Origin of the sequence: Aquabacterium sp. (assembly GCF_049274795.1) — a bacterium.
GTDB lineage: Bacteria > Pseudomonadota > Gammaproteobacteria > Burkholderiales > Burkholderiaceae_C > Aquabacterium.
The window spans coordinates 19,894-45,367 of the sequence record NZ_JBASTH010000110.1; the positions used below are offsets into that span (position 1 = coordinate 19,894).

At 65.7% G+C, this 25,474-nt stretch carries 23 protein-coding genes and 2 pseudogenes; 15 read left to right on the forward strand and 10 right to left on the reverse strand.

Annotated elements, in window-relative coordinates:
- Window positions 1-18: 18 nt before the first annotated feature.
- Complete coding sequence (gene czcI / locus WAQ08_RS18465) at window positions 19-378, reverse strand: cation efflux protein, CzcI family (protein ID WP_422193643.1); 360 nt, start codon at window positions 376-378, stop codon at window positions 19-21.
- A gap of 590 nt (window positions 379-968) precedes the next feature.
- Here czcI and WAQ08_RS18470 point away from each other — a divergent pair.
- The 6 genes and pseudogenes from WAQ08_RS18470 to WAQ08_RS18495 all read left to right on the forward strand — a co-directional run bounded on the left by WAQ08_RS18470 (window position 969) and on the right by WAQ08_RS18495 (window position 6,211).
- Window positions 969-3,449: a heavy metal translocating P-type ATPase gene (locus tag WAQ08_RS18470; RefSeq protein WP_422193645.1), complete on the forward strand. Its 2,481-nt coding sequence runs from the start codon at window positions 969-971 to the stop codon at window positions 3,447-3,449.
- 18 nt (window positions 3,450-3,467) lie between these two features.
- Complete coding sequence (locus WAQ08_RS18475; RefSeq protein WP_422193682.1) at window positions 3,468-3,920, forward strand: HupE/UreJ family protein; 453 nt, start codon at window positions 3,468-3,470, stop codon at window positions 3,918-3,920.
- Window positions 3,862-4,311, forward strand: coding sequence for a DUF6488 family protein (locus WAQ08_RS18480; protein WP_422193647.1), 450 nt, complete (start codon window positions 3,862-3,864; stop codon window positions 4,309-4,311). Before WAQ08_RS18475 ends, WAQ08_RS18480 begins: the two co-directional genes overlap by 59 nt.
- 102 nt (window positions 4,312-4,413) lie before the next feature.
- A pseudogene (locus WAQ08_RS18485) lies at window positions 4,414-4,788 on the forward strand (MFS transporter); the annotation flags it as partial.
- A gap of 172 nt (window positions 4,789-4,960) precedes the next feature.
- Complete coding sequence (locus WAQ08_RS18490; RefSeq protein ID WP_422193648.1) at window positions 4,961-5,419, forward strand: hypothetical protein; 459 nt, start codon at window positions 4,961-4,963, stop codon at window positions 5,417-5,419.
- Window positions 5,420-5,569: 150 nt separating this feature from the next.
- Window positions 5,570-6,211 carry an MBL fold metallo-hydrolase gene (locus WAQ08_RS18495; protein ID WP_422193650.1) on the forward strand — a complete coding sequence of 214 codons (642 nt, stop codon included), beginning with the start codon at window positions 5,570-5,572 and terminating at the stop codon, window positions 6,209-6,211.
- Between the two features lie 243 nt (window positions 6,212-6,454).
- Here WAQ08_RS18495 and WAQ08_RS18500 read toward each other — a convergent pair.
- Together WAQ08_RS18500 and WAQ08_RS18505 are read right to left on the reverse strand one after the other, a co-directional pair.
- A pseudogene (locus WAQ08_RS18500) lies at window positions 6,455-7,294 on the reverse strand (M48 family metallopeptidase); the annotation flags it as partial.
- A gap of 58 nt (window positions 7,295-7,352) precedes the next feature.
- Window positions 7,353-8,936 carry an MFS transporter gene (locus tag WAQ08_RS18505; RefSeq protein WP_422193652.1) on the reverse strand — a complete coding sequence of 528 codons (1,584 nt, stop codon included), beginning with the start codon at window positions 8,934-8,936 and terminating at the stop codon, window positions 7,353-7,355.
- Between the two features lie 179 nt (window positions 8,937-9,115).
- On the opposite strand from WAQ08_RS18505, the gene WAQ08_RS18510 reads away from it, so the two are divergent.
- The 4 genes from WAQ08_RS18510 to WAQ08_RS18525 all read left to right on the forward strand — a co-directional run bounded on the left by WAQ08_RS18510 (window position 9,116) and on the right by WAQ08_RS18525 (window position 13,295).
- The gene (locus WAQ08_RS18510; protein ID WP_422193654.1) at window positions 9,116-10,822 is read left to right on the forward strand and encodes a methyl-accepting chemotaxis protein; all 1,707 of its coding nucleotides are present in this window, start codon (window positions 9,116-9,118) and stop codon (window positions 10,820-10,822) included.
- 107 nt (window positions 10,823-10,929) lie between these two features.
- Window positions 10,930-11,748, forward strand: coding sequence for a 2-oxo-tetronate isomerase (gene otnI, locus WAQ08_RS18515; RefSeq protein ID WP_422193656.1), 819 nt, complete (start codon window positions 10,930-10,932; stop codon window positions 11,746-11,748).
- 60 nt (window positions 11,749-11,808) lie between these two features.
- Window positions 11,809-12,687 carry an alpha/beta hydrolase gene (locus tag WAQ08_RS18520; RefSeq protein WP_422193658.1) on the forward strand — a complete coding sequence of 293 codons (879 nt, stop codon included), beginning with the start codon at window positions 11,809-11,811 and terminating at the stop codon, window positions 12,685-12,687.
- A gap of 53 nt (window positions 12,688-12,740) precedes the next feature.
- Window positions 12,741-13,295, forward strand: coding sequence for a YaeQ family protein (locus tag WAQ08_RS18525; RefSeq protein WP_422193660.1), 555 nt, complete (start codon window positions 12,741-12,743; stop codon window positions 13,293-13,295).
- A 30-nt stretch (window positions 13,296-13,325) separates the two neighbouring features.
- Here WAQ08_RS18525 and WAQ08_RS18530 read toward each other — a convergent pair whose 3' ends face one another.
- Window positions 13,326-14,999, reverse strand: a complete 1,674-nt coding sequence (locus WAQ08_RS18530) for a long-chain-fatty-acid--CoA ligase (RefSeq protein WP_422193662.1) — start codon at window positions 14,997-14,999, stop codon at window positions 13,326-13,328.
- A gap of 167 nt (window positions 15,000-15,166) precedes the next feature.
- Window positions 15,167-16,360: an aromatic amino acid transaminase gene (locus tag WAQ08_RS18535; protein ID WP_422193664.1), complete on the reverse strand. Its 1,194-nt coding sequence runs from the start codon at window positions 16,358-16,360 to the stop codon at window positions 15,167-15,169.
- Between the two features lie 209 nt (window positions 16,361-16,569).
- Between WAQ08_RS18535 and WAQ08_RS18540 the strand changes: the two genes are divergently transcribed.
- Entirely contained in the window at window positions 16,570-16,845 is a 276-nt protein-coding gene (locus tag WAQ08_RS18540) for a hypothetical protein (RefSeq protein ID WP_422193665.1), read from the forward strand.
- Between the two features lie 49 nt (window positions 16,846-16,894).
- Window positions 16,895-17,371 carry a nitrogen fixation protein gene (locus WAQ08_RS18545; protein ID WP_422193667.1) on the forward strand — a complete coding sequence of 159 codons (477 nt, stop codon included), beginning with the start codon at window positions 16,895-16,897 and terminating at the stop codon, window positions 17,369-17,371.
- A 24-nt stretch (window positions 17,372-17,395) separates the two neighbouring features.
- Here WAQ08_RS18545 and WAQ08_RS18550 read toward each other — a convergent pair whose 3' ends face one another.
- Window positions 17,396-17,878, reverse strand: a complete 483-nt coding sequence (locus tag WAQ08_RS18550) for a glutathione peroxidase (RefSeq protein ID WP_422193669.1) — start codon at window positions 17,876-17,878, stop codon at window positions 17,396-17,398.
- Between the two features lie 128 nt (window positions 17,879-18,006).
- Here WAQ08_RS18550 and WAQ08_RS18555 point away from each other — a divergent pair, with 128 nt between their 5' ends.
- Complete coding sequence (locus WAQ08_RS18555) at window positions 18,007-19,632, forward strand: response regulator (RefSeq protein WP_422193671.1); 1,626 nt, start codon at window positions 18,007-18,009, stop codon at window positions 19,630-19,632.
- Window positions 19,633-19,753: 121 nt separating this feature from the next.
- Window positions 19,754-20,227 carry an acyl-CoA thioesterase gene (locus WAQ08_RS18560; RefSeq protein ID WP_422193673.1) on the forward strand — a complete coding sequence of 158 codons (474 nt, stop codon included), beginning with the start codon at window positions 19,754-19,756 and terminating at the stop codon, window positions 20,225-20,227.
- 61 nt (window positions 20,228-20,288) lie between these two features.
- On the opposite strand, the gene WAQ08_RS18565 is transcribed toward WAQ08_RS18560, so the two are convergent.
- The 4 genes from WAQ08_RS18565 to WAQ08_RS18580 all read right to left on the reverse strand — a co-directional run bounded on the left by WAQ08_RS18565 (window position 20,289) and on the right by WAQ08_RS18580 (window position 24,748).
- Entirely contained in the window at window positions 20,289-21,359 is a 1,071-nt protein-coding gene (locus tag WAQ08_RS18565) for a M14 family zinc carboxypeptidase (protein ID WP_422193674.1), read from the reverse strand.
- 70 nt (window positions 21,360-21,429) lie between these two features.
- Window positions 21,430-22,008, reverse strand: a complete 579-nt coding sequence (ruvA, locus tag WAQ08_RS18570; protein WP_422193676.1) for a Holliday junction branch migration protein RuvA — start codon at window positions 22,006-22,008, stop codon at window positions 21,430-21,432.
- On the reverse strand, window positions 22,005-22,676 hold the full coding sequence (locus tag WAQ08_RS18575) for a response regulator (protein WP_422193677.1): 672 nt from the start codon (window positions 22,674-22,676) through the stop codon (window positions 22,005-22,007). The genes ruvA and WAQ08_RS18575 overlap by 4 nt, the downstream gene beginning before the upstream one ends.
- Window positions 22,677-22,690: 14 nt before the next feature.
- Window positions 22,691-24,748: an ATP-binding protein gene (locus WAQ08_RS18580; protein WP_422193678.1), complete on the reverse strand. Its 2,058-nt coding sequence runs from the start codon at window positions 24,746-24,748 to the stop codon at window positions 22,691-22,693.
- Window positions 24,749-24,979: 231 nt separating this feature from the next.
- Between WAQ08_RS18580 and WAQ08_RS18585 the strand changes: the two genes are divergently transcribed.
- On the forward strand, window positions 24,980-25,474 hold a 495-nt coding region (locus WAQ08_RS18585), incomplete at its 3' end, for a PhoH family protein (RefSeq protein ID WP_422193679.1).

The following is a 25,474-nucleotide window of genomic DNA, read 5'->3' on the forward strand; positions in this document are numbered from 1 at the left end:
AGACTGTCCGCTCGTCGGTTAGAGCAGTTTCAGCCAGTTGGGGCGTTCGATCCTGTTCGGGTCGGCCGAGCTGTAGAGTAAGGCACCTCCTGATGGAGCTGCCGATTCACGCATGAACGTGGGGATTTTCACTTGCTTGCTAAGCAGTTCCGGCTTGGCAAGATGACAGCTGACGCAGTCGTTATCAGCGAAGAGCTTCGTCTTCGGCTTCGATTTGGTCGAGCCAGAGGTTTGGTCACCGTCCTCGTGGACATGAACGTGGTGCCCGAAGTGGCTGGCGCTCTGACCATCTTCGTGCTGGCAATAGCTCGCTGCCACCGCATAGCAAAATTGCAGAGGCAGGATCAGAATCAGCAGGATGCTCAGCAATCGACGCATGAAACAAGTCTGAAGACGATCCTTCCGAAATCATCGAAAGGCGGGGGCTCCCCGGCAAACAGATTCTGCCCAGGAGCTAGCCGTATTGGATATCGCAGCAGCCATCTATGTCAAGGTAATCGTTCGCGGGCTATGCAAAGCGGTTTGGGCGGTTTCAGTTGGGGGCTTTACGCACAGCTCAAGCTCGCCTCCCCCTCTGAAAATACGGGGCGCACGAGAGTCAAACGGCTTGAAAAACCAGGCTCCACTGGGTACCTCAAGCGTGAATTTCACCTGCACACATAACAAATTTGTAATCTTTACGTCTGCAAGCTGACGGGAGGGGCGGGATAGCCTGCGAAGCAAATCCTCCCCTACAGCTTTTGTGGTGAGCCTTTCCGGCATTGCCCCATGCACCTTCTTGCGTTAGAACTGCCTTCAGCATGCTTTCAGGTCAGGCAGCGAACTTGCGCAGGAACTCCTCGGGGATTGCCGCCTGTCCATCGGGCCTGTGTCGAGCGGTTAAATCCGTGGCATGCAAACTGCCTCGCAGGCTTTGAGCCTGCGAGGCTGAGGACAGGCCAACTGGCTTCAACCATGACGACTTGGCTATGACAGAAAAAACAAGCTTGGAGCTCTCCCTGGTCCTTCCCGGCGTCACGGACGCAGCAGACGCATGCGCGGCAAGGCTGATCGGTGATCTTCAAGGGCGCGCAGGGATCGACAAGGCACACATTCGCACAGATGATGGCGGCTCTGCCCCTCAGCTGTGTATCCATTTTGACCCCGAAGTCATGCCTCTTGCGAGGATCCGAGAGCTTGCGCAGGCCTCCGGCGCAGCACTCATCGCCCGCTATGGGCATGGAAGCTGGCAAACGGAGGGAATCAACCATCAGCGCCGGGCAGACACAGTTGCCAAGACCTTGCTTGCCGCTCCCGGGGTGCTTGAAGCCACCGCCAGCCCGTCAGGCCAAGTCTCTGTCGAGTTCGACCGTGAAAAGACCACGGAGGCAGGTGTTCTCGGGGAATTAGCCAAGTTGGGGGTTAAGCCCTTAGCCAAGACCGCCGAATCGACGCATGCAGGCCATGGCGAACCTGGGCACCGCCATTCGGATAAGGAACAGGAGGAGCACGGCCATGGCCACGGAGAAGGTGGTCTCTTGGGCCCGAACTCTGAAATGATCTTTGCCTTGACGTGCGGTGCCTTGCTAGGGGTTGGCTTTGGCCTCGAAAAGCTCGCGGCAGGCCTTCCAGCATGGCTACCAACGAGCCTCTATGTTCTCGCCTACTTCTTCGGCGGGTTCTACACGCTCCGAGAAGCCCTGGACAATCTCAGGCTGAAGCGCTTCGAGATTGATACCCTGATGCTGGTCGCGGCGGCGGGCGCCGCGGCCCTGGGCTCATGGGCCGAAGGCGCGCTTTTGTTGTTTCTCTTCAGCCTTGGACATGCGCTGGAACACTACGCCATGGGACGCGCCAAGCGAGCCATTGAGGCCCTGGCAGAACTCGCCCCAGACACAGCCACGGTGCGCCGAGACGGCCAAGCCGTAGAGATTCCAGTCGAAGAGCTTGTGATCGGCGATGTGGTTCTGGTTCGGCCGAACGAGCGTCTTGCGGCGGACGGATTCCTGCTTGCAGGGGAGTCGAGCATCAACCAAGCTCCGGTGACAGGCGAGAGCATCCCGGTAGACAAGCGTCCAGTTGCGGACGCTGCCTCCGCACGTAGCCGTCCTGACGGCGTTGAGGCCATCTCTCGAGTTTTTGCCGGCACCATCAATGGGTCTGGCTCTATTGAAATTGAGGTCACCCGACGCTCGTCCGACTCCGCGCTAGCCCGTGTCGTGAAGATGGTCAGTGAAGCCGAAGCCAGGAAGTCGCCCACGCAGCGGTTCACAGACAAGTTCGAAAAGGTCTTCGTGCCGGTCGTTCTCACGCTCGCCTTCGTGCTCCTGTTTGCGTGGGTGGTTGTCGACGAACCATTTCGGGACAGCTTCTACCGGGCCATGGCCGTTTTGGTTGCGGCCAGTCCTTGTGCATTGGCCATCGCCACGCCCAGCGCTGTTCTGTCAGGCATCGCCCGCGCGGCACGCGGGGGTGTCCTGATCAAAGGTGGAGCACCGCTGGAGGAGCTAGGCTCTGTGAGCGCGATGGCGTTTGACAAGACCGGGACCCTGACTGAAGGGCGCCCAAGAATCACTGACGTCATCCCCGTTGAGGGGGTTTCCGAAGAAGATCTCCTAACCGTTGCTGTTTCCGTGGAATCTCTCAGCGATCATCCGCTGGCGGCAGCCATAGCGCGAGACGGGCGTGAGCGCATAGGGAATCGATCGGTGCCTGAAGCAGGTGCGCTTGAAAACCTGATTGGACGTGGCGTCAAGGCAAGCTACGAAGGCAAGCCCGTCTGGATTGGCAAGGCCGAGATGTTTGGCGTTGATGGCGTTCCCAAACTGGGTGGATTTGTAGAGGCTGCGATTGCTCGACTTCGCGACGCGGGGCGTACGACGATGGTTGTTCGCCTTGGCGATCGCGATCTCGGTGCTATTGGCCTTCTGGATACGCCACGAGCGGGTGCGCGCGAAGCGCTGGAGCAACTGCGTCAGCTCGGTATCAAGCGAATGATCATGATTTCCGGCGATCACCAAAAGGTTGCTGATGCCGTGGCCAAGGATGTTGGTCTCGACGAAGCCTGGGGCGATCTGATGCCTGAGGACAAGGTCAAGTCCATTCGCAAGCTTCGCGAAACGACCAAGGTCGCCATGGTTGGCGATGGCGTCAACGATGCGCCGGCCATGGCCAATGCCACCGTCGGCATCGCCATGGGGGCCGCTGGCTCTGACGTTGCGCTTGAGACCGCTGACGTCGCGTTGATGGCCGATGACCTGCGCCACCTCCCATTCGCTGTTGGCCTGAGCCGCCACACGCGCGCCGTCATCAGGCAGAACGTTTTCGTCAGCCTGGGCGTGGTCGCCATCCTCGTCCCCGCGACCATCATGGGTATGGGCATCGGTGCGGCTGTAGCCGTTCACGAGGGCTCCACGCTTCTGGTGGTTTTCAATGCCTTGCGCCTCTTGGCCTACCGTCAAGCCAAGTGATCTTGAGGCATCGGCGTCATCTACAAGGTCTTTGACAACAAAGGCGGGTTCCAGAAGCACTTGGATGTCAAGTCTCCGAATTTGCCGGCGGTGGTCTTCGGCTTTGGTCTTCTTCATGGCTTCGGCTTGTCGACCCGTTTGCAGCAGCTTCCGCTTGGCGATGATCCAACGGCGATGCTGCTGCGCATTCTGAGCTTCAATGTGGGCGTGGAGATCGGCCAGATTGCTGCCTTGACCGTGATGGTGTGGGCACTGGCGATGCGGCGCAAGCGCGAATCTTTCCCCCGTCTGAGCACTGTGGCCAACCAGGCCCTCATGTCCGTCGGCGCCTTGCTGCTCTTGATGCAGCTTCATGGCTACCAGCATGACAGCGACCCCAACAGCTTCCGCTTCCCGTCGGAAGAGCACATGCATGAGCACGAGGACATGGACATTCAAAAAAGCACCCAAACAAGTCGTGCATCGCTTTGATCGCTGCTTTCTCTTCAACCAACCCCATCTGGAGTTTTTCATGAACAAATTCATCGCATCCGCCGCCCTGGCCATCACCGCCTTCATGGCGTCATCTGCCTTCGCCGCGGGCGATTCAGACTGCCACTTCCATGGCAACAAGGCAGCCAGCCAAGAGACCGTTTCGGGATGCGCGACCAAGCGCCAAGCTGAACTGGTCCAAAGCGGCAAGCTCGACAAGGCCTGGTTGAACGTGAAGCCCAGCAATTTCGAGCAAATTGATGGGAAGAAGGGCAAGGAGTGGAAGGTCACCTTCAAGGACGCAGCCGCCAAGGACAAGTCCAAGGAAAACCTCTACATGTTCTTTACCACCCAGGGCAACTTCATCGCAGCCAACTTCTCGGGCCAGTAAGCCGAGAACATTCAGGCCTTCAGTGTCCTGAGTGGACGCGTAGGCCTAGGCCGGCGCTGCGGCATTGCTGCTGGCGTCGGCCTCTCCCGAACAAGAGCACCCATGCTTGAAATACTGGCGAATCGGACATACCGGCACCTATTCTTTGCACAGGTCGTTGCGTTGGTCGGCACGGACCTGGCCACCGTGGCGTTGGGTCTGCTGGCCTTCGACCTGACTGGGGCCAATGCCGGTGCGGTCTTGGGAACTGCCCTCGCTATCAAGATGGTCGCCTACATCGGCATCGCGCCCATCGCTTCGGCCTTCGCCGAGCGTGTGCCCCGTCGGGCGTTGCTGCTCGCCCTTGATCTCGTCAGGGCCGCAGTGGCTTTGCTTCTGCCCTTCGTGACACAGATCTGGCAGATCTATGTGCTCATCTTTGTTCTGCAGTCGGCCTCTGCGGCGTTCACGCCTACCTTCCAAGCGACCATTCCGAATGCCAATCAAGGAGCGCTCTCTCGAAATCTACGGCGACGAAAAACGCTTGGACATGATGTGTGCCGGGGACTTGCTGTTCTCCGGGCGGTTGCCACTGGAGCGACTCGGTTGCTTTCGGGTGCCGCAGCCTTTGCCTTACCGGGCCGCTGACGCGCCAGGGCACCCCGTCCTAGTGGTCGAGAACCACAACACGTACTGGAGTTTCGAAGAGTGGAACCATACGGCGCGGCGATACGCTGCCGTCATATATGGCGGCGGGCAAAACTTCCGACTTACTGGCCGTGCACTCGACCAGGCGATTCGTGAGACGCAGGCCGTTGGCGCCGAATATTTCGGTGATCTGGACCCAAAGGGCGTCTCGATTCCGTTGGACTTCAATCGCAAGGTCGAGGCGGGTTTCACCGAGGTCACACCAGCCATTTCGCTTTACCGGTGGCTGTTGACCAACGGCGTTCGCCGGGAGAAATCGGAGTGCCGCTCTTTCGCTACAAGCTTGGCGCCGCAATGGCTAGAGGCAGCGATGGCCGTCGAACTGGAGTCGCTTTGGTCAGCGGGCCTTTGGCTCCCACAAGAGGCGCTGGGCATCGAACAACTGCAGAGCTTCTCCAACCCCAACGATGATCGCATCTGACTGGCGGTGACCGAAACGCGAGCCGGAGTGGTGGGTTTGGCTGAAATACGAATCCCACGTAGTGCTAGGCTTCAAAAAGTCCTTTCAATTCAACCCGTTTTGACACTATGTTTTGAATTTTGAGACTTTGTTATCCGCTTCCTCTTCTCCATGCTCCACCGCAAAACCCTTCCTGTTACCGCCTTTGCCCAGAACGCCTCCCTGGTTTGGTGCGGCGAAACCAACGAAGCCGCCCTGATCGACCCCGGTGGCGACATCCCCGTGCTGCTCAAGGCCATTGAGGACCGCGGCCTGACACTCAAGGCCCTGTGGCTCACGCACGCGCACATCGACCACGCCGGCGCCACGGGCACGCTGGCGCGCACGCATGGCGTGCCCATCATTGGCCCGCACCCGGGTGATCAGTTCTGGATCGATGCCCTGCCGCAGCAGAGCCAGATATTCGGCTTTCCGCAGGCCGAGCCCTTCGCGCCCACGCAATGGCTCAAGGATGGCGACACCGTCACCATCGGCCAACACACGCTGCAGGTGCTGCACTGCCCGGGGCACACGCCGGGCCATGTGATCTTTTTCGATCCCCGTACACGCCATGCCTTCGTGGGTGACGTGCTGTTCGCAGGCAGCATCGGCCGTACGGATTTCCCAGGCGGCAACCACACCGACCTGATCAACGCGATCACGGGCAAGCTGCTGCCGCTGGGCGATGACATCACGTTCACGCCCGGCCACGGGCCTGAGAGCACCTTCGGCGAAGAGCGCCGCTACAACCCTTACCTGGCCGCAGGCCTCTGAACAACGCCCCAAGGCCGGGGCGTCGTCACAGCAGGTTCATCAATAGCTGTGGTTGTGCCCCGGCGTCACGCGCACCCAGCCACCCGCGTCCTTCGCAGGTGCGGCAGGCGTTGCAGAAGGGGTGGACTGGGCCGCAGGCTCCTGCGCCACCGTACCCTGTGCCACCACGGCCTGCGGCGCACTGGCCACACCCCAGTAGGTCAGGGCATCACGCCCATCGGCCTGGCCTGTCTTGCGCGGGGCGTCGAAGCGCTGCGGCGGCTTGGCGGAGCGCTGGTACAGCGGCAGCACCTTGGGCAGGTTGGCCTCGATGTCCTGGATGCGGGTGCCGCTGGAGGGGTGGGTGGACATGAACTGCGGCGGCGCGCCCTTGCTGGCAGCGGCCATCTTCTGCCACAACGTCACACCCGCGCGGGGGTCATAGCCGGAGCGCGCGGCCAGTTCCATGCCGATCAGGTCGGCCTCGGATTCGTCCTCGCGGCTGAACTTCAGGGTCAGCAACTGGCTGCCCATGTTGAGCAGCGCGTCGCCGGTGTTGCCCAGGCCCAGCACGCTCGACAGCAGGCTGGCGCCGATGCGCGTGGCGGCTGACTTGCCCATGCGGGCGCGGGCATGCTCACGCAACGCGTGCGCCATCTCGTGGCCCATGATCATGGCCACTTCATCGTCGTTGAGCTGCAACTGCTCCAGGATGCCGGAGTAGAAGGCGATCTTTCCGCCGGGCATGCAGAAGGCGTTGAGCTCCTTGGTCTTGAGCAGGTTGACCTCCCAGCGCCAACTGCTGGCGCGCTTGTTCCACTCCAGGGTGTAGGGGATCAGGCGCTTGGCGATGGCACGCAGGCGCACCACCTGAGGGTCGTTGTCGGTGCCCAGGGCGTTCTTCTTGGCCGCCTCGGCCTTGAGCTGGTCGTACTGCTGCACGGCAGCCTGCTCCACCTGCTCGGCCGACACCAGCCGGCTGAAGCCCGACTGGTTGCCCACATCCACCCCTTCGCGCGCCAGCACGGGCGCACTGGCCAGAGCGGTGGCCAGGGCCAGGGCGGTGAACATGGGGCGAGCCCACAGCGAGCTTGTTTTTTTCATGATATGCAAAGTCCTTCCAGGGGCGGCCCAGGCACCTTGCCACAGGCTGTCACAGGGCTTAACGCGCCTCGTCGCGGGAAAGCATACGACGAACCTGTGGCAGCAGCAGATACGCAGGGAATGAAAGCCCGAAGGTCAGCAGGAAAAACATCGCGTAACCCATCTGCTCCACCCCCAGGCCGCCCGCCCAGCCCGCCACCGCGCGCGAGAACGCGAAGATGGATGACAGGATCGCGTACTCGGTGGTGGCGCGCTGCTTGTCGGTGATCGCCATCAGGAAGGCAAGGAAAGCCCCCGTGCCCAGCCCGCCGGTGAAGCTCTCCAGCGCACTGGCGGCGTACACCGCGGCCTGGTATTGCAACTCCACCGGCGCGCCGGGCCCGCCATGCGGCACCCACCAGGCGGCCAGCGCATAGCCCAGGTTGGACAGCGCCTGGGCCAGGCCCAGCACCCACAGGCCCTTGAAGATGCCGGCCCGGTCCACGTACCAGCCGCCCACCAGCCCCCCGGCGATCGACAGGCCCAGGCCCACGTTTACCGACACCAGGCCGATCTGCGCGGGCGTGAAGCCGGCATCCACCCAGAAGGGCTTGACCATGAAGCCCATGGCCGCGTCACCCAGCTTGAACAGCAGGATGAAGACCAGCACCGGCACCATGCCCGAGCGGCCCAGCAGGCTCACCCAGCCGCCGAACACGGGGCCATCGGCCATGGCCGCAGCACGCGGATCACGGGCGGCCACCACCATCAGGCTGCTGCCCAGCAGCATCAGGCCCACGGGCACCGCGCCCTTGAACCACCAGGTGCTAGCGTTCGCGGTGACCCAGGCCAGGAGCGGGTTGGCCTGGGCCACGGCTGCGGCGTCATCGGGCTGCATGGCCTTGGCCAGCGGGCCCAGCACCGGCCACAGCAGGCCCACAATCACCAGGCCCAGCGCCAGCAGCCACAGCGGCTGGGCGCGCAGGCGGCGCCATTCGGCCGCCCAAGTGGACTCGCCGGTCTCGGCGGCTTTCACGACCAGAGGGCGGGGCGCCGGCGCGGGTGCCAGCAGCGCCAGCGCGCCATTGACCAGCAGCAGCACGGCCGCCATCGCGTAGGCCGCTTGCCAGTTGGGCGCCCCGGCTGTGCCTGTCCAGCCCGCCACCACCAGCATGCCGCCGGCCGTGAGCATGCCCACCCGGTAAAAGCCGATGCGGATGCCATTGGCCACGCCGTACTGCCCGCGTGACAGTTGCTCGATGGTGTAGCCATCGGTGGCGATGTCGTTGGTGGCCGACAGCACCGTGAAAGCCGCCAGCAGCACCCAGGGCCAGCTTTCGCCCCCGCCCAGGGCCTCGGGCCGCATGGCCAGTGCCGACAGCACCGCCGCCATGCCCAGGTTGGCCCCGGCGATCCAGAAGCGGTGACCGCGCAGGGCATCCACCAGCGGTGCCCAGAGGAACTTCACCGTCCAGGCCAGGCCCAGCAGGCTCAGCAGCCCGATCTCGGCCGGGCCCACGCCCGCCTGGCGCAAGTGCACCGGGAACAGGTCGAAGAACAGCCCCAGCGGCAGGCCTTCCGAGAAATACAGCAGGGCCACCCAGAACATCAGGCGGGAGGTCGTCGGCGGCCGGGTGGTCGCGGCGGAAGGCGATTGCGTCATCCCCGCATTCTAAAAAGGCTGAGAGGGGTGCTTTTTGCGACTTATGTCCCTCAATTCAGCCAAGTTTCGGCCGAAAACCCGATGTCACCCGCCTGCCCCCGGCAGGGCCGGGTCCACGCACTGTGCTCCACAGGAGTCTTCGGGATATGAAGTTTCGAACAAGAATCTGGATTCTGCCCTTGAGCGCAGCGGCGGTTTTCACCGTCGGCATGATCGTGTCGTTCATGATCAACGAGCAGACCTCGGCGCGGTTCAACCATCTGTCCCAGGTCGATGCGCCCTACGCCGAACAGGTGGCGCGGGTCGAACGCGCCATTGAGCAAGTGAGCATTCACTTGCAAGGCGCCGCCATCGAAGGCAGCGTGGATCGCCTGGCCGATGCCGAGACCGCCGTGGCCAGCGGCCGCAAGGCACTGGACGCGCTCAAGAAGCTCGAGGGCAAGGCCAAGGAAGCCACCGAACTGGCCAACGCCTTCGAAGCCTTCCAGTCCAAGGGCATCGCCGCCACGCGCGGCATGATCGAAAAGAGCGGCGGGGGCGATGAAGTGGGCCAGATGCAGGCCGCGCTTCAGAACCTCAACAATGTGCTCAAGGCCCAGCAGACGCAATCCGCTGCCGATCTGGAGGCCGCTGCCGCATCCGTGCACCAGGGCATGAACATCAGCCTGTGGGCCTCGGTGGTGACCGCGCTGGCGGTGCTGGTGGTGCTGGGGCTGGCCTCGTGGGCCATCGTCACCTCGGTGTGGAAGGACCTGGGCGATGAGCCGGCCGAGCTGCGCAAGCTGGTGGGCCGCATCGCCGACGGCGATCTGGACATCGACATCCGCCGCGGCGCCGGTGACAACGGCTCGCTGCATGGCTCGCTGGCCGACATGATCACCCGCCTGCGCGACACCGTGAGCGTCATCCGCCTGGCCACCGATTCGATCTCCACGGCATCGACCGAGATCGCCTCCGGCAACCAGGATCTGTCCAGCCGCACGGAAAATACCGCCTCCAACCTGCAGCAGGCCGCCAGCTCGATGGAGCAGCTGACCGGCACCGTGCGCCAGAGCGCCGATGCCGCCCGCCAGGCCAACCAACTGGCCTCGGGCGCTGCCACGGCGGCGCAACGCGGCGGCGAGATCGTCTCGCAGGTGGTGGCCAACATGGCCGAGATCGATGGCGCCAGCCGCAAGATCAACGAGATCATCACCGTGATCGATGGCATCGCCTTCCAGACCAACATCCTGGCGCTGAACGCGGCGGTGGAAGCCGCCCGTGCGGGTGAGCAAGGTCGCGGCTTCGCTGTGGTGGCTGGTGAGGTGCGCTCGCTGGCCCAGCGCAGCGCTCAGGCCGCCAAGGAGATCAAGACACTGATCAGCGCCTCCAGCGAGAAGGTCGAATCCGGCTCGAAGCTGGTGCAGGACGCCGGCGTGTCGATGAACGAGATCATGAGCAGCGTGCAGCGCGTCTCGGACATCATCGGCGAGATCAGCGCCGCGTCGAGCGAGCAGAGCCAGGGCATCGGCCAGGTCAACAACTCGGTCAACGAACTCGACCAGATGACGCAGCAGAACGCCGCGCTGGTGGAAGAGTCCGCCGCCGCCGCCGAGAGCCTGCGTGAGCAGGCCAGCAAGCTGGCCAACGCCGTGGCCGCCTTCAAGCTGGGCCATGCCCGCATGGTGGCGCAGGCCGAGGCCCGTGGCCATGCCAACGAAGTGATCGCCCGCGTCCAGGCCAGCAGCGCCCGCCCCCAGGCCGAGCCCACCTTGGCCGCCAAGCCCCTGACCACGCAGGCGCCCAAGGCCATCGCGCCGGTGGCCAAGCCCGCCTCGCCGCAACTGCCCCCGGCTGCCGCGCCCCGCAAGGCCCCGCCGAAAGACGACGACTGGGAAACCTTCTGAGCACCGCGAGCGCACCACGCAACTCCGGTTAGGCTTCGGGGCATCGGCTACACCGCCATGCCCCGAAACTTTTTGTGCGGCCGCGCCCTGCGCCACGACCGAGCCCCATGCTGAACTTCGCCGCCAACCTGTCGTGGCTCTACACCGAGCTGCCCTTCCTGGACCGCTTCGAGGCCGCTGCGCGCGATGGCTTCACGGGCGTGGAATGCCTGTTCCCGCACGAACACCCCACCGCCGAGATCCAGGCCCGCCTGCAGGGCCTGGGCCTGCAGCTGGTGCTGTTCAACGCCGCCCCCGGTGATTGGGCGGCTGGTGAGCGCGGCCTGGCCAGCCTGGAGGGGCGCGATGCGGAGTTCCAGCGCAGCATCGACGCAGCCCTGGCCCTGGCCACCGCCTTGAACTGCCCCCGTGTGCATGTGATGGCCGGCCTGCTGCCCCTTGGCAATACCGGCGATACCGCTGATGCCAACCAGCACCAGGCCGCCCGGTCACGCTTCGAGCAGCGCCTGGCCTGGGCCGCCACGCAAGCCCAGGCCGCCGGCCTCACCCTGCTGATCGAACCCATCAACACGCGCGACATGCCTGGCTACCTGCTGAGCGATCAGGCCAGCGCCCACGGCCTGGTCGAACGCATCGGCTCGCCGCACCTGAAGGTGCAGATGGACCTCTACCACTGCCAGATCATGGAAGGCGACATCACCACGCGCCTGCGCCGCTGGCTGCCCGCCGGGCAGGTCGGCCACCTGCAGATCGCGGCCGTGCCCGACCGGGGCGAGCCCAACCAGGGCGAACTGAACTACCCCCATCTGTTCAGCGAGCTGCAGGCACTGGGCTGGCAAGACTGGATCGGCTGTGAATACAAGCCCAGGCAGGCCGGCGCCGGCGGCACCAGCGCGGGCCTGGGCTGGCTGCGCGCGCAGCGCTGACACGCCGCCCGCCGGTTTGCGGGATACTGCGGGCCGCGTCCCACGACAAACGCCTTCGCCATGACGACCAACGCACCGCCTGCCCCCTCGCTGCCTGCCACCGCCACCACACGCGATGGCCTGGCCCTGGCCTTGACGCACTGGCCCCTGGCGGCAGGCGTTGCGCCCCTGGGTGTCGTCTGCCTGGTGCATGGCCTGGGCGAGCACGCCGGCCGCTACGCCCACGTGGCGCGCTTCATGAACGAGGCTGGCTGGGCCGTGGTGGCCTATGACCACCGGGGCCATGGCCGCTCCCCCGGCCCTCGCGGCGGCCTGGCCCAGGATGACGACCTGCTGCACGATCTGGCCGCCGTGATCGACACCCTGCGCCACACCTACCCCAGCCAGCGCCTGCTGGTGCTGGGCCACAGCATGGGCGGCCTCACCGTGGCGCGCTTCGTGGCCAGTTGGGCCCAGCCGGTGGAAGACGCGCCGTGGCGCCGCCCCGTGGACCTGTGCGTGCTGTCCTCGCCCGCGCTGGACATCGGCCTCAACGCCCTGCAAAAGGGCATGCTGGGCAGCCTGGGTCGCCTCACGCCCGACCTGGCCGTGGGCAACGGCCTCAAGCCCGAGTGGGTATGTTCCGACCCGGCCGTGGTCAAGCGCTATGTGGATGACGCGCTGGTGCACGACCGCATCACCGCCCGCCTGACACGCTTCATGCTGGAAGGCGGCGAGGCCGTGCACGCACGCGCCGCCCATTGGGCCGTGCCCACCCTGCTGATCTACGCGGGCAGCGACCGCTGCGTACGCCCCGCCGGCAGCGAGCGCTTCAGCGCCACCGCACCGCGCAGCGTGGTGACCACCAAGGCCTACCCGCACATGGCCCACGAGATCCTCAACGAACCCGACCAGGCCACCGTGCTGAAGGATCTGGGCGACTGGCTCGCAGCGCACTGAACCACGGCGCCCGCCGCATCACCTCTCTCACCGCATCCGGAAGTCACCCCACCATGGCGCTCAAAGCCACCATCTACAAGGCCCAGATCCAACTGGCCGACATGGACCGTCACGTCTACGCCGATCCGCAGATCACCATCGCTCGCCACCCCTCTGAGACGGACGAGCGCATGATGATCCGCGTGCTGGCCCTGGCCATGGGCTGGCCGGCCGACACCTCCGAAGGCACGCTGGAGCTGGCCAAGGACATGTGGGAGCCCGACGAGCCTGCGCTGTGGCACAAGAACTTCTCGGACGACATCCTGCACTGGGTGGAAGTGGGCCAGCCCGACGACAAGCGCCTGATGAAGGCCTGCGGCCGCGCCGACAAGGTCAGCCTGTGGGCCTTCCAGAGCAGCACCAACGTGTGGTGGAACAACATTGCCGGCAAGCTCACACGGGCCGACAAACTGACTGTGTGGCAGGTGCCCACCGAGCAGAGCCAGGAACTGGCCAAGCTGGCGCAGCGCAGCATGGTGCTGCAGGTCACAGTGCAGGATGGCACCGTGTGGGTGGGCGATGGTGAAGCGTCGGTGGAGATCGTGCCCGTCAAGCTGATGGGGGCCTAAGAAGGCCCCCACCACGCATCAGCCCATCGATCAACCGCGCAGTTCGCGCCGCAGGATCTTGCCCACCGGCGTCTTGGGCAACTCGGTGCGGAACTCGATCACGCGCGGGCGCTTGTAGCCCGTGAGGTGCTGGGCGCAGTAATCGCGCACCTGCTGCTCGGTGACGTTCGGATCGCTGCGCACCACCACCAGCTTCACAGCCTCGCCGGAGTGTTCATCAGGCACGCCCACCACGCCGCATTCGAGGATGCCGGGCATCTGTGCCACCACCTCTTCGATCTCGGTGGGGTACACGTTGAAGCCGGACACCAGCACCATGTCCTTCTTGCGGTCGACGATCTTGAACCAGCCCCGCTCGTCCATGATGCCGATGTCGCCGGTGCGGAAGAAGCCGTCGGCCGTCATGACCTTGGCGGTTTCGTCCGGGCGGCGCCAGTAGCCGGCCATCACCTGCGGGCCGCGGATGGCGATCTCGCCAGCGACACCCACAGCGACCTCGTTGCCCGCGTCATCGAGCACACGCACTTCGGTAGAAGGGATGGGCACGCCGATGGTGCCGGAGTAGGCCGTGCTGGTCACCGGGTTGCAGGTGGCCGAGGGCGAGGTCTCCGACAGGCCGTAACCTTCGGCGATCGGGCAGCCCGTCTTGTCCTTCCAGAGCTTGGCCGTGGCGCCCTGCACCGCCATGCCGCCACCGACGGACAGGCGCAGGTGGCTCCAGTCCACCTTGTTGAAATCGGGGTGGTGGGCCAGCGCGTTGAACAGCGTGTTCACGGCCGGAAAGCTGTGGAAGCGGTGCTTGGACAGCTCCTTGAGCGTGGCCGGCAGATCGCGCGGGTTGGGGATCAGGATGTTGCACGAACCCAGGCGCAGGCCCAGCATCATGTTCACCGTGAAACCAAAGATGTGGTACAGCGGCAGCGCGCACACCATGGTGGGCTGCTCGCCCTCGGGCACCTGGGCCCATATGGGCTGGTTCCAGGCCTCGGATTGCAGCAGGTTGGCGATGATGTTGCGGTGGACCAGCGTGGCGCCCTTGCTCACGCCGGTGGTGCCGCCGGTGTACTGCAGCACGGCCACGTCTTCCGGGCCGGGCTGGGCCGGCGTGTAGCGGCTCTGCGTGCCGCGCGACAGCGCATCCTTGTAGCGCACGGCGTTGGGCAGGTTGAAGGCCGGCACCATCTTCTTGACCTTGCGCACCACGTGGTTGACGATGGCGCCCTTCAGAAAGCCCAGCGTATCGCCCATGCTGGCCAGCACGATGTGCTGCACCGGCGTGGAGGCCAGCACCTGCTCGAGCACGTGCGCGAAGTTCTCCAGGATGATGATGGCGCGCGCGCCCGAATCAGACAGCTGGTGCTGCAGCTCACGCGGCGTGTACAGCGGGTTCACGTTGACCACCACATAGCCCGCGCGCAGGATCGCCATCACCACCACTGGGTACTGCGGCACATTGGGCAGCATCACGGCCACGCGATCGCCCTTGGCCAGGCCCAGCGTCTGCAGGTAGGCCGCGAAAATCTTGGAGGCCTGGTCGATGTCACCGAAGCTGAAGTGCTTGCCCATGAAGGCATAGGCAGCCTTGTCGCGGTGCTTGGTCAGGCCTTCATCGATCAGATCGACCAGCGAGGGGTAGGTGCTGTGGTCGATCTCGGCGGGCACGCCCGGCGGGTAGCTCTGGAGCCAGGGATAGGGTTGGGTCATGGCGCTGCGCAATCCGTTGTGCTTGTTCGATCAAAGGTCGATCTTGAACCGAACTTGACGCCCCCTCAACTAAGGGGTTCCCTGATATGGCGCGCCCAAACTGCCCACCGGGCTACGTTTGAGCCCGGATCACCCCATCACCACCTTGTCGTCTCCCTATCGTCCGTTCAACGCAGCACAGCCGCGATGGCCTCGGCCACCTTGTCGACGTTGTTGGCATTGAGGCCCGCAGCGCACATGCGGCCCGAGCGCAGCACGTACACGCCGTGCTGTTCGCGCAGCGTGTCGGCCTGCGCGACCGTGAGGCCCGTGTAGCTGAACATGCCGCGCTGGTCGATGAAGTAGCGCACGTCACGGCCGGGCAACTGGGCCACCACGCCGTCGTACAGACGCTGGCGCATCAGCTTGATGCGCTGGCGCATGGCGCCCAGTTCATCCGACCATGACTGGCGCAGCGCGGGCGTGTTCAGCACCTGCGCCACGATGCGCGCGCCGTGCGTGGGCGGGCTGGAGTAGTTGCGGCGCACGCAGGCCATCAACTGGCCCAGCACCAGGCCGGCCTCGGCCTTGTCGGGGCAGACCACGCTCAGGCCGCCCACGCGCTCGCCGTACAGCGAGAAGCTCTTCGAAAACGAGTTGGCCACGAAGAAGCTCACGCCAGCGTCGGCCAGCGTGCGCAGGGCGAACGCGTCTTCATCGATGCCATCGCCAAAGCCCTGGTAGGCGATGTCCAGGAAGGGCAGCAGCTCACGCGCCTTGAGCACGGCGGTGAGGGCCTTCCACTGGTCCTGGCTCAGGTCGACACCGGTGGGGTTGTGGCAGCAGGCGTGCAGCAGCACGATGCTCTTGGCGGGCAGCGCATCGATGGCCAACAGCATGGCGTCGAACTTCAGGCCACCCGTGGCCGCGTCGTAGTACGGGTAGGTGTTCACCGTGAAGCCGGCGCCTTCGAACATGGCGCGGTGGTTGTCCCACGTGGGGTCGCTCACCCACACCTGCGAATCGGGGAAATAGCGCTTGAGGAAATCACCGCCCACCTTCAAGGCGCCCGAGCCGCCGATGGTCTGGATGGTGGCGATGCGGCCCGACGTCACGGCCTCGTGCTGCGCGCCGAACAACAGGTGCTGGATAGCCTGGCGGTAATCGGGCGCGCCGCTCATCGGCAGATAGGGCTTGGGGCCGACGTTGCCCAGCAGCGCGGTCTCGGCCTGGCGCACGGCGTCCATCACCGGCAGACGGCCTTCTTCGTCGAAGTAGATGCCGATGCTCAGGTTGATCTTGCCCTGGCGCGGGTCTTTCTGGAAATCTTCGTTGAGGGTGAGGATGGGGTCACCGGGGTAGGCATCGACGTGCTTGAACATGGCTGAGAGCTCCTGGGCTATACCGCCCATTATCCCGGCTCCCTAGAACTGGGGCCCCAGCATGGGGGCCCTAGCTTGAGCTAGGGGAGGCCCTAGTTCGCAGGATGTGGGGCGGTACGCGGATTTTTACAGTCCATCCCATCGACACCCGACTCCTGCTGAACACGGTGGCGATTGGAACGATCCCCTCAACATCGAAAGGACTCATTATGACCACCAAGACCGAACTGAAGACCGCCGGCCGCGCTGCGATGGCCGATCTGCAATCCCTGGCCGCCCAAGGCGTGGAGCGCGCCCTGGCCGCCCGCCGCATGACCGAGCTGAGCGCTGAACAGGTGCAGGCCGTGAGCGGCGCCGGCACCTACTTTCCCGTGGGCGGCAACATCATCAACGGCAAGATCAACCCCGAGATCATCCGCAACCTGCAGCTGACCCAGATCAAGCAACTCGAGATCGCCAACATCGGCCAGATCGTCGCGCGCTGATCAAACAAAGTCCCCAGGACACCTCACGGCCCACGACGAGGAGCATGCGATGCAACACCCCGCCATCCCCATGTGCCCCAGCGCCCAGCACCACCTGGACGGCGCCGAAGTCTTCGCCGTGATCGGCGGCAGCGCCGAGCGGCCCGAGGTGTCCTACCTGGAGCAGTCGTTTCCCGTCACGCCGGAGGTGGTCGCCATGGCCGCCCCGGTGGACCCGGCCGAGGTGTTCCGCTTTGGCGCGCCCTGCGCCATGAGCACCGAGTGCTGGCACTTCGACGACACCCGCCGCAAGTGCCGCCTGGCCATCCGCACCGTGCGCATCGCGCCCGTGGTGGTGAGCAAGCCGCCGCGTTGCGCCATCCGCAGCCGCTGCATGTGGTGGGCCCAGGAAGGTGTGAGCGCCTGCCTGCGCTGCCCGCAGGTGGTCACCAACGACAGCGCGCCATCAGACAGCGTCGTGGAAACCGCCGACCCGATGAACCTGGCCGGCGCGGCCGAGATGCCGAACCTGCCCCTGCAGGCTTGAACCCGGTTCAAGCGCCCAGGCTGATCAGCCCAGCGCCTTCTCGATGTCGGACACCAGCGCCTTGGGCGCATCGGTGGGCGCATAACGCCCGATGACCTGGCCATCACGCCCGATCAGGAACTTGGTGAAGTTCCACTTGATCGACTTGGTGCCCAGGATGCCGGGGGCTTCCTTGACCAGCCACTGGTACAGCGGATGGGCGTTGCCACCGTTGACATCGATCTTGCCCATCATGGGGAAGCTGACCCCGTAATTGAGCTGGCAGAACAAGGCAATTTCATCGTTCGCGCCCGGGTCCTGAGATCCAAACTGGTTGCATGGGAAACCCAGCACCACCAACCCCTTGTCCGAATAGCCCTTCCACAGCTTTTCCAGGCCTTCGAACTGCGGCGTGAAGCCACATTTGCTGGCCGTGTTGACGATCAACAGGACCTTGCCTTGGTATTCTGACAACGGTGCAGGCTGGCCGTTGATGGTCTGGGCCGTGAAATCGTAGACAGAGCTCATGAAGCAGCGCCTCGGTGCAATGTTGAGTTACCCATTATCCAGCGTCGGCCCTTGCGGATCGCCTACGGGGTGGATATCCTTTTTCCATAACATCCGCACCCACACTGGCACCACAGGAGACTCGGGTCATGTCGGACTCCTCCACCATCCCTCCTCAGGCACCGCTGGCCCCGCCAACGGGGTCCACGCGTCCTGCGCACGCCACCAACCAGGAACTGGCCCTCATGGCCGACCGCATCACCGATGCGGTCCTGGTGTGTGACGCGCAGCGTTGCATCCGCTGGGCCAACCCGGCGTTCACCCGCCTGACCGGCTACACGCTGGAAGACGCCTACGGCCGCCAGGTCGAGGAGTTGCTCAGCGGCCCCCAGACCGATGCCGAGGCCGTGCGCCGCATCAACCAGTGGATCTCGCAGGGCGAAGGCGTCGAGCGCGTGGCCATGTGCCAGCACCACAAGGATGGCGAAGCCTTCTGGGTGGAGCGCACCGTGCAGCCCCTGCCAGGCCCCGATGGCTCGGTGGATCGCTACATCGAGATCCTGACCGACCTGCGCGCCCAGCGCTGGGCCCAGACCGAGCACCACAGCCGCCTGGAGGCCGAGGTGGCCCTGGCGCGCCGCACCACCTTCCTGGGGCAGCTCAGCCTGGGCATGCGCGGGCCGCTCAACACCATCGTGGGCTTCTCGCAACTGTTGGACATGGACATCCAGGCCGCCCCCGATGCGCGCCGCCAGGTGGCCAACATCCAGCAGGCCGCGCAGCAGCTGATCCATCTGCTGGACAAGGCCGTCAAGCTGGCTAACGCCGAAGACCGCTCCCTGCCCGTGCACGCCCAGCGCGTGAACCTGCTGGCCGTGAGCAAGGAGGCCAGCCATTCGCTGGAGGCTGCCGCCCGCGAACGCCGCGTCACCCTGGTGATCGAAGGCGATGCTCCCACCGCCTGGGCCGACCCGGTGCACGTGCGCGATGTGGTCACCCAGTTGCTGCGCTTCGCGATCTCGCACTGCCTGCCCGACAAGACAGTGTGGGTGGCCTGCCGCCATTCACCCGACCATGGCCGCGCGCTGATCGAGGTGAACCACCAGGGCGGCGATGGACTGCTGCCCGGCGGCGATGCCAACCGACTGTTCGAGCCCTTCACCGCCTCGGGCGGCCAGAAGGCGCCTGCCCGCCAGTCGCCCGGCCTGGACGAGCTGGACGACCACGGCATGGGCCTGGCCATCGCCCAGCGCCTGGCCGAACTGATGAACGGCAGCCTGGGTGTGAGCACAGCCCTGGGCAAGGGCGTGATGTTCACGCTGAACCTGCCCCTGGCCGACCGGCTGGCCACCCCGGCCGCCACGCCCAACAGCCCGCCGGCCGGCATCGAGCTGCCGCCGCTGCGCATCATCCACGTCGAGGACAACGCCCTGAACCGCAGTCTGGTCGAGGCCCTGTTCGCGGCTTACCCGCAGGTGCAGCTGTCGTCCTTCCCGACGGCCTCGCAGGGGCTGGCGGCCATCCAGGGCGAGATGCCCGACGTGGCGCTGGTCGACATCAACCTGCCCGACGGCAGCGGCCTGGATTTGTGCCGCACCTTGCGCGCCAGCCCGCTCACGCGCCGCGTGCCGCTGATCGCGCTGAGCGGCGACGCCCTGCCCGACCACATCGCCCGGGCGCTGCAGGCCGGTTTCAACCATTACCTGGTCAAGCCGATCCAGCTGCAGCGGCTGCTGGGCATCCTGGCGGGCATCCCGGCCAATCCGCCGCGCTGATTTGGGCCGTTTTGGATGCATTTGGCGCGTTTTGAACGCGCCAGGCCGTCCCTGAGCCAAGCATAGGTAAAAAACCCGCAGGTATCATGCGGGCGTTGTATTTTGCCGCCCTTTGCCCACCATGGCCCGCCTTCAATTCGAGTTGCCCGAGCAGTTCCTCTTCACCACCGACGTCCCCATCTACATCAGTCATGTGAACCAGGGTGGTCACCTCGACAACGCCTTGCTGCTCACGCTGGTGTCGGAGGCGCGGGTGCGCTTCTTCCGCTGGCTGGGCTACCGCAGCGAGGGCGACATCGATGGGCAATCCATCGTGGTGGGCGACATGATGGCGCAGTACAAGTCCGAGGCCTTCTACGGCGAGACCCTGAGCGTGGACATGGTGCCGGACGACTTCAACAAGTACGGCTTCGACCTGGTCTTTCGCCTGCAGGACAAGGCCACGGGCCGTGAAGTGGCGCGCGGCAAGACCGGTGTGGTGTTCCTGTCGGCCGACAACTTCGGCCAGGGCCGCAAGACCGTGGCACCGCCGCCGGCGAGCTTCGCCGAGCGGCTGGAGCGCGCCCGCGCGGGGCAGCTCAAGCCGCTGCCCTGAGGCCTGGGCCCTGGGCCTTTGACGCGCGCTGTGAGGGGGCTGCCCCTGCGTAGCCCCAGCCTCAGTTCGCGCCCAGGCGCTCGCCCATCCAGCGCAGCAGGTCCAGCCACATCTGGCGCATCTCGGCATCCTGCGGGGTGCGGATGGCGCTGGGCAGCTCGATGGTGACCACGGGCACGCGCTTGTGCACGCCGCCGAAGTTGCCCAGGCTCCCGGGGAAGATGCCGACCTGGTCCAGGTACAGGCGCCCCAGGCGCTGCGGTGGTGACGTGGGGCCGTCGAAATCGAGCACGCCGTAGGGCGCATGCACCGACACGATCAGGTCGGGCTTCCAGCGCTCCATCTCGTCGTGCACCCACTTGCTCTCGGGCTCCGACAGGGATTTGGGGCCGGGGTAGCGGCGCGGGTCGCTGCGCGTGCGGCCCTTCCAGTAGAAGGGCGCTTCCTTGTCCCAGTTGGGCGTCGGGAAGTTGCGGTTCAGGTCCACGCCGCGCGAGTTGGTGCGGCGCGGCACATCGCGCAGCATGCCGTCGGGGTTGACCAGCGGCACGAAGCGCCAGTGCACATTGGCCGGCGTCTGCGTGGCGTGCTGGATCCAGTGCAGCACCAGCGAGGTGGACGACAGCTCATCGCCATGGATGCCCCCGATCACCAGCACCTTGAGCTGTGGGTTAGGCGAGACCACATCGCGCTGGTAGAAGGGCTGCCCCTGCACGGAGCGCCCGCCGTTGTCGGTGAGCTGCGCGCCACGGCACAGCGCCATGCCGACGCTGGGCAGGCGCTTGACGCTCTGCTCGCAGAAGGCCTGCGTGGTGGGGATGTCCACGGTGCGCGACAGGGCCGGCTGCGCGGGCAGCACGGACTTGGCACGCGACGGGTCATCCGCCGGCTTGCCCAGCACGGACGGCTTGTTGACCAGGGGGGCCACCGAGGGCCGGACCGTCATGTTGTTGGTCGGCGCCGCCGCCGGCTTGGCGGGTTTGGCCGCAGTAACAGACTGGGACGGGGTCGGGGATGAAGCGGACGCTGCGGCCTGCGGCGCGGCGGCCGCCAGGCCAGGAACCGCTGCCCACATGAATACCGGAATCAGCACCGCCGTGGCGGCGCGGGCCGCCTGCCGGGGTGAACTCACAAAGCACATAGCCCGCTATCATGCCCTGAATCCGTCAGGGCCCTGTGACATGGGCCAAGTGGGCTGGTGATCAACGCGTGAGAGCACGCAGCGCCTGCTTGATGCCTTCGCTCACGCCCACGTCGGGCGGCAGGGCCTTGAGCGCCGCGCGGGCCTCCTTGTCGGAGTAGCCCAGCGCCATCAGCGCCTGCAGGATGTCGGCATGCGATTCGCCGCCAGACACCTCGGCTGCCGGCACGTTCAGCGCCGGGGCCAGCTTGCCCTTGAGTTCGAGCAGCAGGCGCTCGGCCGTCTTCTTGCCGATGCCGGGCACCTTGGTCAGGCGGGCCGTGTCCTGGGTGGCCACGGCCTGGGCCAGGTCGTTCGAGGTCAGGCCCGAGAGCACGCTCAAGGCGATGCGCGGCCCCACGCCACTGATCTTGACCAGCTCACGGAAGGATTCGCGCTCGGCACTGGTGAGGAACCCGTACAGCAGTTGCGCGTCCTCACGGACGATGAACTGCGTGAGCAGGGTCACCTTGGCGCCGGTTTCCGGCAGGTTGTAGAAGGTGCTCATGGGCACCTGCACCTCGTAGCCGACGCCGTTGACGTCGACCAGCACGCTGGGCGGGGCCTTATCGGCCAGCACGCCCGTCAACCGGGAGATCATCGGCGAAACAGCCCCAGTCGTTGCGCTTCCAGCGCCGCTTCGGCACGCGAGGACACGTTGAGCTTGCGGTAGATCTGCTTGACGTAATCCGCGATGGTATGGCGCGACAGGTTAAGCTGCTGGCCGATCTCGGGCAGCGTGAAGCCCTTGGCCACGCGCAGCAGCACTTCGTTCTCGCGCTCGGTGAGCTGCACGTGCGGCGTCACGGAATCGGCATCGTTGCCCACGTGCTGCGGCTGCATGCGGGCCTGGGCCGTGAAGTACTGGATCACGCGGCGCGCGATCGAGGGCGACAGCGGCGGCTCGCCCTGGGCGATGCGCTGAAGCTGTTCGGCCAGTTGCTCGCGCGACTGCTCTTTCAGCAGGTAGCCGAAGGCGCCGGCCTGCAGCGCGGGGAACAGGTGCTCGTCGTCGTCATGGATGGTGACAACGACCGACTGCACATCGGGCTGCTTGTCGCGCAGGGCCTGCACCACCTCGACGCCGGAGCCGTCGGGCAGGCCCAGATCGCACAGGGCCACGTCGAAGCGCATGGCATTGACGAGCTGCAGCGCGTCGTGGATGCGGGCGCTCTCGTGGATCTGCGCGCCGGGGAACACCTGGAGGGCCAGTGTCTTGAGCCAGGCACGGATCTCGGGCAAGTCTTCGAGCAACAGGATTTGCTTCATGGCCAGGGCCTCATTCAATAAGCATTGGGGTTACCCCCAGGGGTCTGAACAGGGATGCTAGCAGCCGCAGCGCCTTTACGGGGGGGTGAGGCCCCGTGAGATAGCGCGGATGCCACGGTTTCGATCTCCAGCGGCAGGTTCAGGCGGATCACGGTTCCGAATCCCGGACCGGATTCGACCAGGCACTGCCCGTTGAGCTGCTTGGCACGGTGCTTCATGCTGGCCATGCCATGGCCACGGTCCAGGCGACCGTCGAGCTCCAGCGGGATGCCCTTGCCGTTGTCCTGGATGACGATCTGGAAATCGTGCGTGCCCACCTCGCAGTGGATCACCACGTGCGAGGCCTGGCTGTGCTTGATGACGTTGCTGACCGCCTCGCGGATGATGCGGGTGGTCTGCACGTAGGTGCGTGCGGACAAGGGCTCGTCCATCACGTCCATCGGGTGGCGCCATTCCACCTCAATGCCGGCCTGCCCCAGGCGCGACACCACCTCGGCACGCCAGTCGGCCAGCGCATCGGGCAGGCGCATCGGGCGGCCCGTGAGGCCGCGCACCGACAGGCGCATTTCTTCAAGCGCCTCGCGCGCCAACGTGGAGATGCGGTCGTTGTCGCTGGTGTGCACGATGGTGAGCAGCTTGGCGCCCAGGTCATCATGCAGGTCAGCGGCGATGCGCTTGCGCTCCTTCTCGGCGATCTGCTCGACGCGCAGCTCGGCGATCTGCGTGAAGTTGCGCTCGATCTCGCTGGAGATCTCCTGCACGCGGCGCTCGAGCTGCTGGCGCGCGCCCTCGGCCGTCTGCAGTGCACGGGCATACACCTGGATCAGCCGGAAGGACACCGCCGCGAACAGCATGGGCATCACGAAGTAGGTGGCGTTCCAGCCCCACATGTGGATCAGGCGGTGCTGGAAGAACAGCTCGATGCCGACCAGCGCCGAGGTCACGCCCAGCGTGCCGCTCATCAGCCAGAACTCGGCGCGGCGCGAGCGGCCAGCGAACCACAGGAAGTACACGATGGCGGCGAACACCTCCAGCGCCAGCACCAGGTACCACAGGCGACTGACGATGAAGAGGTTGTCATGCCCCAGCCACAGCGTGAGGGGCATCAGCAGCACCTGCGCCCACAGGATGCGGTTGACCAGGCGCTCGCGGCCCGGCGCATTGGAGCCATGCAGCCCATGCCCCGCATAGCCCAGCAGGAACTTCACGGCGAAGGCCGCCATCGGCGCGAACAGGCAGGCGATCACCACCTCCAGCACCGTGTTGGGCAGGGGCACGTCCGTCAGCCAGAAGCGGCCGGTGAGCAGGGCCCAGCTGAGCGTGAGCATCGCGAAATGGCCCAGGTAGGCCAGGCGGCGCACCCAGCCCAGGCCCAGCGCGAACACGCCCAACACGGCCAGGATGCCGCCGATGATCTGCGAGACGGTGACGGACCAGAAGGTCTGCTCGTCGTGCAGATCGCTCAGGTCACCCCAGGTGCCGATGCGCACGGCGCCCAGGCCGCCGGCGCGCTGCCGTGCGGTGACCTTGTCCAGCGGGTGGCCGGACACCTTCACATCGAGGTGGTTCTCGCCGGCACGCAGCAGGAAGCTGGGCAGCGGCACCACGTGCGACTGGTAGCACTGCGTGGCGATGGGCTGGCCCACCCGGCCGGCGCGGTAGAGCAACTGGCCGTTGAGCTGCACCTCCACGGCGGAGCACGCGCGCTCCACGTAGGCGGCCAGCAGCACCTCCGGCGAGATGCGCTGGGGCCGCTCGAACTGGAAGCGGTACCAGACGCTGCCATCGAAGCCCGGACGCGTGCGCGCCCATTCATCCGGCAAGGTGGTGACCTGGCCTGCGGCCTGCGAGGGGAACACCCCGCCCGAACCACGCCCGGCCGTGACCGCCGTCCAGGCGCCGCGCAGCGCCACGCCGTGCAGGTGCTCAGGATCGGCACGGCCATCTTCGGCGCCACCGGCGGTGCGGTTGAGCGCCACGACCGCCCAGGCCACGACCCAGGCCAGCAAAAGGCCCAGCATCATCGTGCCCAGCGCCAGCAGGCGCGAGGACGCGATCTCCTCCTCGGGCACGCCGCCTGGAGGTGTGGTGGAGGCCCATCGCCCGCTGGCCCTCGCCCACCATTGTTGCCACCGCTGTAGAACCATGTGCTCGACTGCTTCTCAAAAAGACGCCAACCCGCTGAACCTGGGTGGCCGGGCATGTCTGCTGGATTCTGAGGCAGATGTCACACCAGGAAACCCAGGGCAAGCGACAATTTAGGGGCCATCTTGCACGATCCCCCCAGAACCATCGCCCACCCGATGCCCTTGCGCCACAGCTTCACCCCCCCGGACAACGCCCGCCTGGCCCACCTGTGCGGCCCCATGGACGACCACCTCCGCACCATCGAGGCGGCCTTCGACGTGAAGGTGGCACGCCGGGGCGAGGCCTTCCGCATCGACGGGCCCAAGGCCCAGGCGCAGCAGGTGCTGAACCTGCTGGAGGCGCTGTACGCCAAGGCGGGCCGCACGATCTCGGCCGAGACGGTGCAACTGGCCATCTCGCAAGAGCAGCAGGCGCTGGGCGGGCCAGGCACCACCAAGCGCGGTGGTACCGCCAAGGCCAACCCCGCTGATGACAGTGCCGAAGGCCCCACCCTGCACACCCGCCGCGCCGACCTGCAGGGCCGCACGCCCAACCAGGTGCAGTACCTCAAGAACATCATGGGCCACGACATGAGCTTCGGCATCGGCCCGGCCGGCACGGGCAAGACCTTCCTGGCCGTGGCCTGCGCGGTCGATGCGCTGGAGCGCAGC